This is a genomic window from Ferroglobus sp. (assembly GCF_015521575.1).
Taxonomy (GTDB): Archaea; Halobacteriota; Archaeoglobi; order Archaeoglobales; family Archaeoglobaceae; genus Ferroglobus.
In genome coordinates this window covers 1-12,252 of the sequence record NZ_WANY01000161.1, presented here as the reverse complement: position 1 = coordinate 12,252, position 12,252 = coordinate 1, and the positions used below count along the sequence as shown (strand labels likewise).

The 12,252-nt window shown below is 43.6% G+C and carries 18 protein-coding genes and 1 pseudogene; 9 read left to right on the top strand and 10 right to left on the bottom strand.

Annotation, left to right across the window (positions count from 1 at the left end; all coding sequences use genetic code 11):
* The 4 genes from rpl12p to F7C14_RS06635 form a co-directional block, all read left to right on the top strand.
* The coding region (gene rpl12p / locus F7C14_RS06650; protein WP_290901139.1) for a 50S ribosomal protein P1 at positions 1 to 280 on the top strand (280 nt) is incomplete at its 5' end.
* Positions 277 to 870 (top strand): METTL5 family protein, encoded by a 594-nt coding sequence (locus tag F7C14_RS06645; RefSeq protein ID WP_290901137.1) that lies wholly within the window; start codon positions 277 to 279, stop codon positions 868 to 870. The genes rpl12p and F7C14_RS06645, both read left to right, overlap by 4 nt.
* Position 871: 1 nt before the next feature.
* Entirely contained in the window at positions 872 to 1,411 is a 540-nt protein-coding gene (locus F7C14_RS06640) for an exosome complex RNA-binding protein Csl4 (protein ID WP_290901135.1), read from the top strand.
* On the top strand, positions 1,402 to 1,662 hold the full coding sequence (locus F7C14_RS06635; protein WP_290901133.1) for a DNA-directed RNA polymerase subunit L: 261 nt from the start codon (positions 1,402 to 1,404) through the stop codon (positions 1,660 to 1,662). Before F7C14_RS06640 ends, F7C14_RS06635 begins: the two co-directional genes overlap by 10 nt.
* Here the strand turns inward: F7C14_RS06635 and F7C14_RS06630 are convergent.
* The 6 genes from F7C14_RS06630 to F7C14_RS06605 are packed head-to-tail and all read right to left on the bottom strand — an operon-like array spanning position 1,653 to position 4,879.
* On the bottom strand, positions 1,653 to 2,231 hold the full coding sequence (locus tag F7C14_RS06630) for a HemK2/MTQ2 family protein methyltransferase (RefSeq protein WP_290901131.1): 579 nt from the start codon (positions 2,229 to 2,231) through the stop codon (positions 1,653 to 1,655). The two genes, F7C14_RS06635 and F7C14_RS06630, sit on opposite strands and share 10 nt — an antisense overlap.
* Positions 2,173 to 2,919 (bottom strand): 16S rRNA (adenine(1518)-N(6)/adenine(1519)-N(6))-dimethyltransferase RsmA, encoded by a 747-nt coding sequence (rsmA, locus tag F7C14_RS06625; protein WP_290901129.1) that lies wholly within the window; start codon positions 2,917 to 2,919, stop codon positions 2,173 to 2,175. Before rsmA ends, F7C14_RS06630 begins: the two co-directional genes overlap by 59 nt.
* On the bottom strand, positions 2,916 to 3,494 hold the full coding sequence (locus F7C14_RS06620) for a DUF655 domain-containing protein (protein WP_290901127.1): 579 nt from the start codon (positions 3,492 to 3,494) through the stop codon (positions 2,916 to 2,918). The genes rsmA and F7C14_RS06620 overlap by 4 nt, the downstream gene beginning before the upstream one ends.
* A 43-nt stretch (positions 3,495 to 3,537) precedes the next feature.
* Entirely contained in the window at positions 3,538 to 3,894 is a 357-nt protein-coding gene (locus F7C14_RS06615; RefSeq protein ID WP_290901125.1) for an RNA polymerase Rpb4, read from the bottom strand.
* Positions 3,884 to 4,189 carry a 50S ribosomal protein L21e gene (locus tag F7C14_RS06610; RefSeq protein WP_290901123.1) on the bottom strand — a complete coding sequence of 102 codons (306 nt, stop codon included), beginning with the start codon at positions 4,187 to 4,189 and terminating at the stop codon, positions 3,884 to 3,886. The genes F7C14_RS06615 and F7C14_RS06610 overlap by 11 nt, the downstream gene beginning before the upstream one ends.
* Before the next feature lie 21 nt (positions 4,190 to 4,210).
* Entirely contained in the window at positions 4,211 to 4,879 is a 669-nt protein-coding gene (locus F7C14_RS06605) for an amino acid racemase (RefSeq protein WP_290901121.1), read from the bottom strand.
* 38 nt (positions 4,880 to 4,917) lie between these two features.
* On the opposite strand from F7C14_RS06605, the gene F7C14_RS06600 reads away from it, so the two are divergent.
* Positions 4,918 to 5,742, top strand: coding sequence for a D-aminoacyl-tRNA deacylase (locus F7C14_RS06600; RefSeq protein WP_290901119.1), 825 nt, complete (start codon positions 4,918 to 4,920; stop codon positions 5,740 to 5,742).
* Positions 5,743 to 5,775: 33 nt separating this feature from the next.
* The gene (locus tag F7C14_RS06595) at positions 5,776 to 6,717 is read left to right on the top strand and encodes a GTPase (RefSeq protein ID WP_290901118.1); all 942 of its coding nucleotides are present in this window, start codon (positions 5,776 to 5,778) and stop codon (positions 6,715 to 6,717) included.
* Here F7C14_RS06595 and F7C14_RS06590 read toward each other — a convergent pair.
* The 3 genes from F7C14_RS06590 to hisI are packed head-to-tail and all read right to left on the bottom strand — an operon-like array spanning position 6,671 to position 9,528.
* On the bottom strand, positions 6,671 to 7,429 hold the full coding sequence (locus F7C14_RS06590) for a presenilin family intramembrane aspartyl protease PSH (RefSeq protein WP_290901116.1): 759 nt from the start codon (positions 7,427 to 7,429) through the stop codon (positions 6,671 to 6,673). The two genes, F7C14_RS06595 and F7C14_RS06590, sit on opposite strands and share 47 nt — an antisense overlap.
* A gap of 2 nt (positions 7,430 to 7,431) precedes the next feature.
* The gene (locus F7C14_RS06585; protein WP_290901114.1) at positions 7,432 to 9,213 is read right to left on the bottom strand and encodes a PINc/VapC family ATPase; all 1,782 of its coding nucleotides are present in this window, start codon (positions 9,211 to 9,213) and stop codon (positions 7,432 to 7,434) included.
* On the bottom strand, positions 9,214 to 9,528 hold the full coding sequence (gene hisI / locus F7C14_RS06580; protein WP_290901112.1) for a phosphoribosyl-AMP cyclohydrolase: 315 nt from the start codon (positions 9,526 to 9,528) through the stop codon (positions 9,214 to 9,216).
* A gap of 72 nt (positions 9,529 to 9,600) precedes the next feature.
* On the opposite strand from hisI, the gene F7C14_RS06575 reads away from it, so the two are divergent.
* Genes F7C14_RS06575 through F7C14_RS06565 form a run of 3 tightly spaced genes read left to right on the top strand, consistent with a single transcriptional unit; the run spans position 9,601 to position 11,353 of the window.
* A complete protein-coding gene (locus F7C14_RS06575; RefSeq protein ID WP_290901109.1) occupies positions 9,601 to 10,296 on the top strand; it encodes an RAD55 family ATPase in 696 nt (231 codons plus the stop codon).
* Entirely contained in the window at positions 10,293 to 10,760 is a 468-nt protein-coding gene (gene cgi121, locus F7C14_RS06570) for a KEOPS complex subunit Cgi121 (RefSeq protein ID WP_290901108.1), read from the top strand. Before F7C14_RS06575 ends, cgi121 begins: the two co-directional genes overlap by 4 nt.
* A 17-nt stretch (positions 10,761 to 10,777) precedes the next feature.
* On the top strand, positions 10,778 to 11,353 hold the full coding sequence (locus F7C14_RS06565) for an acetate--CoA ligase family protein (protein WP_290901106.1): 576 nt from the start codon (positions 10,778 to 10,780) through the stop codon (positions 11,351 to 11,353).
* On the opposite strand, the pseudogene F7C14_RS06560 reads toward F7C14_RS06565, so the two are convergent.
* A pseudogene (locus F7C14_RS06560) lies at positions 11,343 to 12,252 on the bottom strand (acyl-CoA synthetase (NDP forming)); the annotation flags it as partial. The gene F7C14_RS06565 and the pseudogene F7C14_RS06560 sit on opposite strands and share 11 nt — an antisense overlap.

Genomic DNA, 12,252 nt, shown 5'->3' with positions numbered 1-12,252 from the left:
TGGAAAGGAAATAAACGAGGAAAACGTTAAGGCTGTGCTTGAAGCTGCTGGAATAGAAGTGAACGAGGCAAGAGTCAAGGCATTAGTTACGGCTTTGGAAGGTATAAACATAGAGGAAGCTATAAACAAAGCCGCCTTTGTGCCAGCAGCTCCGGCAGCTCCAGCTGCTGAGGCAGCGGCTGAAGAAGCTAAGGAAGAGAAGAAAGAAGAGAAGAAAGAGGAAGAGGAAGAAGTGAAGGAAGAGGAAGTCCTCGAAGGACTTGGAGCACTCTTTGGATGAAGAAAAAAGACCTTGAAATTTTTTTACAATCCCTTAACGGTTTTAAAAACCCCAAAATTTTTCTTGAACAATACGTAACTCCTCCAGCTCTTGTTGCAGAGATCGTTCTTTTCGCAAAAATGCAAAACGATCTCGATCTCGTTTTCGATCTCGGCTGCGGAACTGGGATAATTACCATAGCTTCAGCTTTGCTTGGAGCTTTTTCCATTGGCGTAGACGTAGATAGAGAGGCTTTAAACGTTGCAAGAGAAAATTCAAAGAAGTGCGAAGTTTCAGCAGACTTTATTTTGTGCGACGTGGAAAATTTCAACGTGAAGAGGAAGGGAACTGTAATAATGAATCCCCCCTTCGGAATCCAGAGAAGACATGCAGACAGGAAATTCCTCATGAAAGCTTTCGAGATTGCAGAAGTAATTTACTCGATTCATTCAGCAGGAAGTGAAGAGTTCGTAAGGAAAAAAGCTGAAGAGAACGGGTTTAAAGTTACCCACGTGTGGAAGTACTCAATACCGCTGAAAAAAACCTACGCTTTCCATGAAAAACCATATAAATACATACCGGTAGAAGTTTTTAGAATTGAGAGGTGTTAAAATGGAAGTGTTTCCCGGAGATTATCTTGGCTGTAGTGAGGAATTTTTAGCTGGAGAGGGAGTTTACGAAGAGGATGGAAAAATTTACGCCGCTGTTGCCGGAAAGGTAATCGTAAAAGACAGAAAGATTTCGATAAAGCCAGAAAAGGAAATTCCAAAAATAGAGAAGGGTGATGAAGTAATAGGGAAAGTCGTGGATGTGAAGAAGAAGTTCGCCCTCGTTGAGTTGTTGAAAAAAGTTAACATGAACAGATCTCCGCCTTACTACGATCTGGCTTTACTTCCAGCTTCAGAAATTTCGGAAAAATTTGTAGAAGACGTTAGCGAGTTTTTGAGCCACGAGGACATAATCATCTGCAAGGTCATAGACGAAAATTTGCGGATTTCCATTAAAGGAAGAGATTACGGGGTGATAAAAACAAAGTGCTCCTGCGGCGGAGAACTCGTTCTTGAAGAGGATAAGCTTAAATGTAGCAAGTGCGGCAAAACAAACAGGAAGAAGATTTCAAGCTACTACGGAGGTGCGTTCGAATGGAGATAAAAATAACCGAAATGAACGAAAATTTCGTCAAACTTGTGATTAAGGGAGAAGATCACACGTACTTGAATCTCCTCCAGCACGAACTGCTGAAGGATGAAGATGTAGTTCTGGCTAAGTACAACATTCCGCATCCCTACGTTGGCGAGCCGGAGCTTGTCGTTAGAACGAAGGGTAAAAACCCAATTCAGGCAATAAAAGAGGCTAACGAAAGAATAGTGAAAAAGATAGAAGAAGTTCTGTCTCAGATCTGAATTTTTAAAGCGTAGAGTTCTTCAAAAAACAGCTTCCTTTTCTTAACAACCTCAAACTTATAACCGAGTCTTTTAATCTCCTCCTTCAACCTTTCGAAGTTGTGGGAGGTGGAAATTAGAATTATCCTCCCGCCTTTTTCGAGTCTTTCCTTGGCTTGTTTAAGGAACTCAACCGAAACCTCTATCCCTCCTTTTCCGCCGTCTATGGCTTTCTCCAGCCAATCCCCTATCTTTTCCTCCTCTTCAAGTTCCAAGTAAGGGGGATTGAACAGGATAAGGGTGAATTTCCCTTTTATTCCCCTAAAAAGGTCGGCAACAACGACTTCAAGCCCTTTTTCCTTGCATATCTTCGCCGCATGGGGGTTTATATCGGTAGCGAGCAAAAACCTGCATTTCCCCTTTAATTTTTCTGAAACGAATCCGCTACCAGCTCCTATTTCTATTACAACATCTTCCTTCCTGATTTCTTCCATCGCCGCCTCAAGCAAAAGCTCCGAATCCTCGGCAGCCTCATAAACTGTCGGCAATCTCTGCAAAAATTTCTGGCGGAATTTTTTCTGGTCTTTCATCCCCATACCCCATGTCACTAACTTTGACCTTCCTTTTTTCGCACCACTCCTCAAGTATTTTCGAGAACTTTTTCCTCCTCCTTGAAAAGACGAAGGTGACGAGATCCTCGAAAATCTCAACGTTTTCAACTCTTATCTCCGGCTCGTGGATTATCTTCACAATCGCCGCATCAACCTTCGGAACGGGCTTGAAGGCATGGCGAGGGATTATATCGACTATTTCAGCTTTACAATAAGCCTTCGCTATAACGCTGAGCCTTCCGTACTTTTTACTCCCTTCCCTTGCCACGAGCCTTTCAGCAAATTCTTTCTGATACGTTACAACGCTAAGCTTAAAGCCGTGCTTGAGAACCTTGAACGTTAATGGAGAGGATATCGAGAATGGAATATTCGAAACAAATTTGTCGCATTCCGGGAATTCAACCTTTAAAGCGTCTCCTTCTATTATCTCAAACTTTCCCTCTTCGATGTAGCTGCTGAACTTCTTTTTTAAAAGCTCAACGAATCTCCCATCTTTTTCTATTCCGTAAACTTTCTTAGCCTTTTTTAAAAGAAGGGACGTAAGGTTTCCCGGTCCGCAACCGACTTCTAAAACCTCCTCATCTTTTATTTCAGCAACGCTAACGATCTTCTTCAAATACCTCTTATCCTTGAGGATGTGCTGGTCTCGACTTTTTAAAAGCTTCATGCGGTGAATAGCTTGTACTTCTCTTTCGGATTCTGAAGTTCGTGGATGATTCTATTGACTATGCACTTCTCGGGATGTGACAAACCCTTCACTCTCTTCGCTATGTCCTCGAAACTCTTAAACGGCTCTTTTTTCCTCTCCTCCAGTATAGCCCACATAGTTTTCTTTCCGATTCCCGGAAGAAGTTCGAGCTGGTGGAGTTTTGTTGTTATTGGTGAGGATTCATTGAAAAACTTCACAAAACGCTCCTCCTGCTCCTTGACTATTTTTTCAATCACGTAAGGCAACTCAGCCTTTGCCGTAGGGGTTAGCTCCTCGTATCTCAACCTTCTCTTTATCCTATCAACCACATCCCTCTCTCCCTTTCCGATGTAAACCCTATCCATTATTAGGGGGTTCTGCCCCTTTTTGATACTAACTTCAAGAAGGGTGAAGTACTTCTCACCGACAACCTGAGCTAAAGGCTCCCTCCTGTGAATAGGTCTCTTATCGTCGGGATGACCGTAAGGAAGGAAATCGAGAACATAAGCGTAATCTTCGTACCTCTCTTCTTTCCTATCCTTACCTCTAACCATAGCAATCGACCTAAAATAGGTTTGAAACTATTTATTTTTTTCTTTAAATTCGGTATTTGTTAACGACCTCAAGAATTTCTCTTATCTGCTCCTCGCTCAGCGTATACCTCTCTTTGGCGTAGATTATTCTAACTTCATCGGGAATTCTCGGCATCAAATCTGCTATTTTCACGGCAAGCTCCTTTTTTCCGTAAAGCTGAGGGAGCTTTAACAACTCTTCTACAAGCTCCTTTGCTTTATCAGCCGGAAGTTTCGAAAAAGTTCTCAAGTATTTGAGCGTCTTCCTCGTTTCGTAAAGAATTTCAGCCTTCTCCCTCCTCTTCTCAACGATCTTTTCAAGAATTTCCCTCGCCTCAGAGATGGTTATGTAATCGAAACCCAAAACCTCTTTAAACGGCATTTGATCCACCCTGAGGCTTTAAATGTTCGGGTCTGGCAAAAATAATCTTCTTCTTTCCTCCGTCGGTTATCTCGACAAGATACGCTCTCCCCCTTACACCAACAACCCTTCCTGTCCTACCCTGAAATCTCGGGTGAGGCATTCCCTTGTGTACAGCCGGATCGATGTCTATGTGAACTATCTGACCAATTTCAAAGGTTTGGAGCGCTCTCCTAATTTTAATTCCCTTCTCCCTCACTTTTTTTCTGAGCTTTCTTCCGGACTTGAACCTGAAACCGTGAGATTTCCAGCCCATTCTTACCCCCCACGCTAAGTTTTATTTTCTGTTGATAAACTTATCTGCGTAAACATCAAGCATCTTTTCCACGTGGATTTTCGCAGAATCAAACACCTCTACATTTAAATCTTTCTGAGAAATTGCCAACGGAAGCTCAGTACATCCAAGAATGACTCCATCCACAAAACTTTCGTATTTCCTAATTACTTCGATAAGCTTACTCTTTTCAAACTTCCCGAGAACGAGCTCCTCCATAATCACTCTATGAACGACTTCCCTATCTCTCTCCTCTGGAATTACTACTTCCCCACCGTATTTCTCAAAAGCTCTCTGATAAAAATCGCTTTCCATTGTCTTCTTCGTTCCGAGCAAAAGGAATTTTCCCTTTCCAGCTTTTTCAGCCACAGCTTCCACTATGCTAACGAGTTCAAAGCCAACAGCCCTTTTCATCTCTTCAAAGAAGAGGTGAGGAGTGTTCGAAGCAATCCCTCCAACTTTCACTCCAGCCTCATCAAGCTTTTTCAAAGCCTTAAAAAGCAAGTTCCTTCTCTCTTCGCTATTCCCCTCCACAAACTCCTTGAAGTTCAGGCTGTAAATTAAAATCTCAGGGTAGAAGTACTTCGGAAATCTCTCCCTCGACTTTTCGATGAAGAGGCGGTAATAGTAGGCTGTTGCTTCCGGGCTTAATCCTCCGACAATTCCAATCATAAGCAAAGTTTTTTGATCCAGCTAAATAGCTTTCCCCCATGAAACTTGTAGTATTCAGTAAAGATGATCTCGCGAGCCAGAACATAAAGAATTTCATACTCACCGAAGTTTCTGCCGACGAAAAGAGAGTAGAGGATTACACAATTTACGATTTTGACGGCTTCTTAGGAGTTGAGATTAGAGAAAGGTTGATCTACGCAGACTTCCTCGACGAGAAACTCTCAAAATTCCTGAACTTTGATGAGATAATTTTCGCTTCGAGGCACAGCAGCAAGGACGGAAGAAAAATTCTTACAGCCCACTTCACCGGCAACCTTGATAGAGCTGATTACGGAGGAAGGACTTACAGCTTGGCAAAACCGTCTCCAGATACATTGAAAAATTACGTTCTCAGCTTGGATGTGCCGGATGACTTTGAATTTTCCTTGGAAGCCACTCACCACGGACCTTCAGAAATTAAAAAGAAGTCTCTCTTCGTTGAGATAGGATCGACCGAGGAGGAGTGGAAAGACGAGGTGGCTGGAGAGGCAGTAGGAAAAGCAATAATCGAAGCAGTAAAATCCGAGAAAGAGTGGAATAAAGCGATAAGCGTTGGAGGAACTCACTACGCTCCGAGGCAAACGGAAATCATTCTCGAAACAACCGTGACTTTCGGGCACATCTTTGCAAAATACACCTTCGAATCGCTAACTCCAGAATTTCTGATTAAAGCGTATGATGTAAGTGAAGCCGAATTTATAGTTATAGACGAGAAGTCGGTAAATGCGAAGGTAAAAGAGAAAATTTTTACCGCTGCCCAAAAAGTGGGAGCTGAAGTTTTGAAAAGTAAGGAGGTCAAGAGGTCTTTCAAAATAGAACGTTAACATTTAAATTTCCAGCAGCTTCTACTTGAAAAGATGAGTTTCAATGCCAAAGAACTGCCTACGGTCCTAACAGCTCAGGAAATAATAGATAAGGCTTACAGAAGAGCTTCGAAAGTTGGGGGAAGAACAAGTAAGGAGAGAGCTTTAAACAAGCTCGCTACCATATCCAACGTTTTGAGGGATTACTTTAAAAAAGTGGTGGACGCTCACCCCTCTTACGATAACCTTCCACCCTTTTATAGAGAAATGATAGACGTTGTGGTAGGAGTTAGAAGGATAAAGAAGTGCTTGGCAGCCATATCGTGGGCTGACAGAATGACCCAGAGGGTGATAAGCAAAGGCGTCGCTCAGATAAAGGGTGGAAAAGACCCAAAAATCGTGCTGAGGGAAGTTTACGGAAGGGTCGCTTCTATAGTCGAGCAGATAGACGAGGAGCTTAAATTTTTAAACGAAGCAAGAGAGAAGCTCAAGGAAATTCCCACGCTAAGCGAAGACTTCACGGTAGTCTTAGCCGGATATCCAAACGTTGGAAAGAGCAGTATAATAGCTGAAATTTCCTCCGTAAAGCCGGAGATTGCGAGCTACCCTTTTACGACAAAGAAGATAAGTGTTGGATTTGTAGAAGACAAGGACATCAGAATTCAGGTGATAGACACTCCCGGAATACTCGACAGACCAATCTCTAAGAGGAACGAAATAGAAAAAAGGGCGATAGTGGCACTAAAACACCTCGCCGATCTGATAGTCTTCGTAATAGATCCGACGGAAACATGCGGTTATTCGTTGGAAAACCAGCTCAACTTGTTGAGGGAAGTGAAGGAGACTTTCAAAAAGCCTATAATTGAAATATACAGCAAGGCAGACCTTCACGATTTCAAAGACAGAATGAGAATTTCGGTCGTGACGAAGGAGGGAATAGATGAACTCCTCAGCCTGATAAAAGAAGAGGCGAGGAAATCAAAAAGCCGAGGATAGCTGCGGAATTCAAATAAGGCAACCCAGGGGTTGGTTTGTCCACTTTTTTGAGTAAAAGAATCAGAGCTGCGGAACTGAAAGCCAGAGTAAATATAGCCTGAATTGGGGAGGAGTAGTAAAAGGAGGACACGAAGAGAACGTTTGGAATCACAACATCTCCAACACCCATATAAGAATTTCTCTCCTTTCCGGGAATGACGAAGAGCAAAGGCAATTCCATCTCACTCAAAGATTCCGCAAGCTTAACCATATGCCCAGTTTTGTAAACCGAGACGTAATCGTAGATTGCGAGGATCGCAAGAAGGATTATAGCCGGAATAGGTTCAAGGCTTATTCCGAAAATAGCGATAACCCCGGCAGAAACGAGAAGGGCGACGAAGTTAATAAAGACAGGATTTCTTCTCACCGCCAAAAGGATCGTTAGGGCGAGAGAAGGGACTAAAGCGAAGAAGCCGATAAAAGGTGCGAAGACGAAGTATATTGTAAGAGAGATTAGTAAATAAAAAATCAACTTGACGAAGAGCTTTGAAATTTTGACGAGGAAGATTATTATCGCTGTGAATGCGAGGATGAGAATAAAGTAGTAGAAAGAATTAGAAACGTCCGAAGGATTTTCGAAGGCGAAAAAATTTTCCTCGAAAAACTTCCCCGAAAAGAGATAGGCTAAGAGAGCCGAGGTTACGTAGAAGAATAAAAAGACCAGCGTTTTCATTCTCAGTATCTCAGGTATATCTTCTCACCCTTCGCGAGAGCAAGCTTTATTCTCTTTCCGGCATCTCTGTCCTTTCTAACCCTTATAAGCCCCCTCTTTCCGACTTCCACCGTTGCAACGTAATCGTCTCCGGCGAATATGTCTACCGTTCTTCCTTCGAGTCCTTCAGCATGGATAACGTAATGCTTGCCCTTCTCTTCAACAAAAACCTCAACAACGTTTCTTCTCTCCGCTTTTAAAGGTTCGACATCTATGGAAATTCCGAGTTCCTCCTCTATAGCCTTTATCTTCCTACCCCTCCTCCCGAGAAGGTGGGGAATTTCATCTTCCGGAACTCTGACAACAACTTTCTTATCGCTCAAAGCCTCTATTTCGTAGACCGAAACGAGATCTTTTATCTTGTTCTCCACAGCGTTAACGACGATTTTGCTTACTTCACTCTCCCTAACCGGCATCACCACGACCTGCTCTCCGTAGGTGTAGATCTCGTATTCAACCTTCTTCGTGTCGAAGTCTATAACCTCTATAACTGGTCTCGCCAGATCGGCTTCCGTCATTCCGTAGGGAACTTTCACTGTGAAATTAAGCTCGTACACTTTCTTTATCTTACCCGCATCGATGAAAATGACGGTATCAACCACCTGCGGAATTACTCCAAGTTCGACTCTTCCTATCATTCTCTGTATCGCATCTATCGCTCTGGTTGCGTGAGTAACGCCTATCATACCCACCCCAGCCAAACGCATGTCAGCGAAGACCAAAAAGTCGCTCGTCTTTCTCACTTCGTCGTAGATCGTGTAGTCTGGTCTCACGAGTAAGAGAACATCTGCTGTTAAAGTCATGTCCCCTTCAAGAGGGGCGTACTGCGTTATTTCATCCCTAACCATCAGATCCCTCGGACTTTCCATCGTTTTCACCATGTACCCGTTTTCCATTAAGTAATTGGCTATGCTTGCTGCAAAAGTCGATTTTCCGGCTCCCGGTGGACCAGCTATTAGTATCCCCCTTTGCCTCTCTATTATCCTTTTCTTCAGCTCCTCACTCACACCAAAATCTTCAAGAGTTGCCTTTGCTATTGGTCTAACAGCTGTGATCTCCATTCTATCAGCAAACGGTCTTTCGGCTATAGCGATCCTGACATCCCTAAGCTGAACGACCGTAGCACCCCTCCTTTCAATTTCTATGTTGCTGTCCCTATCTTGAGATGCGGCTTCAATAATCTCATGGGCAATTTCCCTTAGCTCCTCAAGAGTCATAGGCTCGTCCCTAATCTTCACGAGCTTCAGTTCCCCTATTCTCCCCCTCTTAGCCATCGGAACGCAGCCTTCTCTTAGATGGACGCTTGCAGTATCAGGGGTGAAGAATTGCATGATTTTCGTTTCATCGGGCTTTATTACCCTCTTCTCAAGGTAAATGGCTTTAATTCCCTTAGAAACTGCCACGTAGTACTGCACTCTGTCACACGTTATGAGGGTAGCCTGCTCCTCCTCAGCCACTTTTCTTATAAGATTGTCTATCTCTCCACCCTTCGCAAGTTTAACGTGCTCCAGAGTTGGTCTTTCCCCGAGGAAAAGTACGTCAAATCCCTTTTTTTCCGCAAGCTCTCTAATCTTTTTTATCTCCTCCAACCCCTGCAAACCCGTTATCTTCCCAAAGTTCGCCTGAGCTTCCAATTCCGCCACAACAGCCTCTGGAATTATTATAGTTCCCTTTAGCTCTCCTTTTTCTATCATCTGGGAAATTCTGCCGTCAATAATTACGCTCGTGTCGAGGACGTACTTCATTCAGACCTCCTCCAGCTTCCTGAAAAAGCAAGAGTAATTGCCGGTGTGACAAGCAACACCCTTCTGCTCCACAAGATAAAGAATCGCATCCCCATCACAATCAACCCTTACCTCCACAACCTTTTGAACGTTTCCCGACTCTTCGCCCTTCATCCAGAGCTTCTTTCTACTTCTGCTGAAGTAATGAGCGTAACCCGTCTTAATTGTGCGTTTTAAAGCCTCTTCATTAGCGTAAGCTAACATTAACACCTCCTTCGTTTTTGCATCTTGAACAACAACCGGGATGAGTCCTTTTTCGTTGAACTTAAGGTTCATCGTTAAGGTTTTGCAAGTAAGGTTTATAAATTATGCTGAGGAGTTTAGTAAAAATTTTCTCAGGGTGATCGAATGGAAAGGCTTTCAACCGGAATACTGAGTTTAGATTCTCAGCTTGGCGGAGGTTTTCCTGCTGGAAGTTTCATCGTTTTACTTGAAGACCCGGGAGCTGGAGCTGATTACTTCACTTACCACTTCGTAGCCGAGGGATTAAAGAGGGGAGAAAAAGCTCTGTACATAAGCACCGAAGAAACAGAGGAGGAGATAAAGAGGAACATCCAGATAATCTCTGGAATAAACCCCGAAGGTCTCGATGTAGTAGACTTGCTCACACCAAAAGTCTCCCCGAAGGGAGATGCAAAGACGTATTTAAAAGCGATCGTTCAAGATCCTTACAAGAGGGTTTCCGAGGAAGTGCTTAGGAGCGATCATCAGAGATGCGTTCTCAACAGCCTGACGTACTTCGTTGAAAACTACAGATGGGAGGAAATTAAAGAACTCATAAACAAAATAACGATCCAGACGAGAAGAACGAACAGCGTTTTCCTCGCCACCTTTACAAAGGGTATGTTCGACCAGAAAATAGAGACCGCAATAAAACACTACGCCGACGGAGTAATAGAACTCAGTCTAAGAGAGGTCGAGACGGAAATTCAAAGGAGGTTGAAGATAATAAAAATAAAGGCAACGATAGTTCCGAAGAGCATACTGAGGTACGACATAACGGACAAGGGAATCAGAGTGGAATCGCTGATGAGAGTGTTATGAAGGTCGTTGAAGGAGTTGTAGAGATAGAGGACGTGAAAGATTTCCTCTCCAAGCTCCCTTGCGAGGCTACGTTTATAAACGCTGAATACGTTCTTGACAAGGAGGTTGTAGAGTTTGCAGCGAAAAAAGCGAAGAAAGCTTGGGACGAAGGAAGAAGAGTTGCGAGAAACTTTTCTACCGAGGTCCTCCTTTACGTTGCCGCCACAAGACAGATAAGAGATGCCACAAAAATCGGATTGAAGGAGGGAAGAAACGAGGTTATCGTAGTCGCCGAGGAAGACTGCATAGAGGAGTTGAAAAAACTCGGGTTTAAAGAGGAAAAAGTTTTGAAGATCGACGAAGAAAAAGTCAAGAGAATAATGAAGCTTTACGATATAGGGGAAAAAGAGATCGAAATCGTCGGAGAGGAAAAGCTGCCTCTCCTTATTAGGGAGAGGATCGTTCTGTTCGATCTGAGCAAGTGATGGTTATGCTGAATCTGATGGAGTCTCTTGAGCTGCTGAAAAAATACGAAATTCCGGTCGTTGAGACTTTAGTCGCCTCGAACGAAAAGGAGGTTCTGAGAGCTGCTGAGAAAATAGGATATCCGGTCGTGATAAAACCGAACGTTAGCGAGCACAAGTCTGAGATAGGAGTTTTTCTGGACGTGAAAAGCGACGAAGAACTTTTAAGATGCTATAGGAAGCTCGATGGAGAAGTGGTTGTTCAAAAAATGATTAAAGGATTCGAAATTTTTCTCGGAGCTAAGGAGGACGAATTCTTCGGGAAGTACGTAGCTCTCGGCTGTGGAGGAACTCTCGTTGAACTTTTTGAAGACGTGTCCTTCAGAGTTCTCCCTCTGGAAAGAAGAGACGTTATCGAAATGATAGAAGAGACGAAACTCAGCAAAGTTGCAAGGGGATTCAGAAATTACAAGCTGGACATGGGTTCCCTTGTAGAAATCGTCACGAAATTCTCGGAACTTGTTGAAAAAGAGGATGTTAAAGAAGCAGACGTTAATCCGCTCATCGCAAGTGAAAAAGGAATAGTGGCGGTCGATGCGAGGATCATTCTCTAATTCTCCTCTCGTACTCCCTCAAAGCCCAGAGAGATTTTGCAGCTATTTCTGGGGTTGAGAAGACAGGGACGCCGTTACTCTCAAGCTCCTCTTTCACGTCATCCCAAATACCCGGTGGGTAATTCAGGCACATTGTCAGCGGTTTTTCCCTTGAAGCTTTAATTATCGCTTTAGTTGGCACTTCAAGAAACTCCTCCGACCATGAGAATATGTAGTTTATCACCGCTCCATCTACGTTTTCATCACTCACAGCAAGCTCAATAACTTCCCCGCAGGTTTCCGTATCGTTAGCTACAAAACCGAGATCGATGGGATTGTCCCTTATCGTGTAGGGAGGAAGAATCTCGTAGATTTGCTTCTGCGTCTCTTCGGTGAACTTCGTTAGCTTTAAACCTTTAAGCTCGCAGTAATCTGAAGCGACCATCCCAAGTCCGGCAACAAGGGAGATTACCGCAACCCTATCCCCCTTCATCGGCTTCTGCATAGCCAAGGCTTTCGCAAAAGATACAAGCTCGACTAAATCCTCAGCTACAACAGCCCCGTACTGCTTTAAAGCAGAAACGTAGAGCTTGTAATTTCCGGCTAAAGATCCAGTGTGGGACTTAGAAGCCTTATCAGCTTTCTCGAATCTTCCAGCCTTCATAGCCACTATCGGCTTTACCCTACTTACCTCTCTAATTTTCTCACACAACTTCTTCGGCTCGTCTATTCCCTCTATGTATAAGGCTATGCTTTTCGTCTCTTTATCATCCTTCAAGTACTCAAGCATGTCGTAGAAGTCCACGTTAAGCCTGTTCCCCAACCCGACGATCTTGCTAAAGCCTATTCCCTCCCTCATAGAGTAAGGAGCAATTAAATGACAAACTCCTCCGCTCTGACTTACAAGAGCTATATCCCCT

Coding starts and splice junctions, on each gene's coding strand:
- F7C14_RS06645 (WP_290901137.1), top strand. CDS start 277: ATGAAGAAAAAAGACCTTGAAATTTTTTTACAATCCCTTAACGGTTTT.
- F7C14_RS06640 (WP_290901135.1), top strand. CDS start 872: ATGGAAGTGTTTCCCGGAGATTATCTTGGCTGTAGTGAGGAATTTTTA.
- F7C14_RS06635 (WP_290901133.1), top strand. CDS start 1,402: ATGGAGATAAAAATAACCGAAATGAACGAAAATTTCGTCAAACTTGTG.
- F7C14_RS06630 (WP_290901131.1), bottom strand. CDS start 2,231: ATGAAAGACCAGAAAAAATTCCGCCAGAAATTTTTGCAGAGATTGCCG.
- rsmA (WP_290901129.1), bottom strand. CDS start 2,919: ATGAAGCTTTTAAAAAGTCGAGACCAGCACATCCTCAAGGATAAGAGG.
- F7C14_RS06620 (WP_290901127.1), bottom strand. CDS start 3,494: ATGGTTAGAGGTAAGGATAGGAAAGAAGAGAGGTACGAAGATTACGCT.
- F7C14_RS06615 (WP_290901125.1), bottom strand. CDS start 3,894: ATGCCGTTTAAAGAGGTTTTGGGTTTCGATTACATAACCATCTCTGAG.
- F7C14_RS06610 (WP_290901123.1), bottom strand. CDS start 4,189: ATGGGCTGGAAATCTCACGGTTTCAGGTTCAAGTCCGGAAGAAAGCTC.
- F7C14_RS06605 (WP_290901121.1), bottom strand. CDS start 4,879: ATGATTGGAATTGTCGGAGGATTAAGCCCGGAAGCAACAGCCTACTAT.
- F7C14_RS06600 (WP_290901119.1), top strand. CDS start 4,918: ATGAAACTTGTAGTATTCAGTAAAGATGATCTCGCGAGCCAGAACATA.
- F7C14_RS06595 (WP_290901118.1), top strand. CDS start 5,776: ATGAGTTTCAATGCCAAAGAACTGCCTACGGTCCTAACAGCTCAGGAA.
- F7C14_RS06590 (WP_290901116.1), bottom strand. CDS start 7,429: ATGAAAACGCTGGTCTTTTTATTCTTCTACGTAACCTCGGCTCTCTTA.
- F7C14_RS06585 (WP_290901114.1), bottom strand. CDS start 9,213: ATGAAGTACGTCCTCGACACGAGCGTAATTATTGACGGCAGAATTTCC.
- hisI (WP_290901112.1), bottom strand. CDS start 9,528: ATGAACCTTAAGTTCAACGAAAAAGGACTCATCCCGGTTGTTGTTCAA.
- F7C14_RS06575 (WP_290901109.1), top strand. CDS start 9,601: ATGGAAAGGCTTTCAACCGGAATACTGAGTTTAGATTCTCAGCTTGGC.
- cgi121 (WP_290901108.1), top strand. CDS start 10,293: ATGAAGGTCGTTGAAGGAGTTGTAGAGATAGAGGACGTGAAAGATTTC.
- F7C14_RS06565 (WP_290901106.1), top strand. CDS start 10,778: ATGGAGTCTCTTGAGCTGCTGAAAAAATACGAAATTCCGGTCGTTGAG.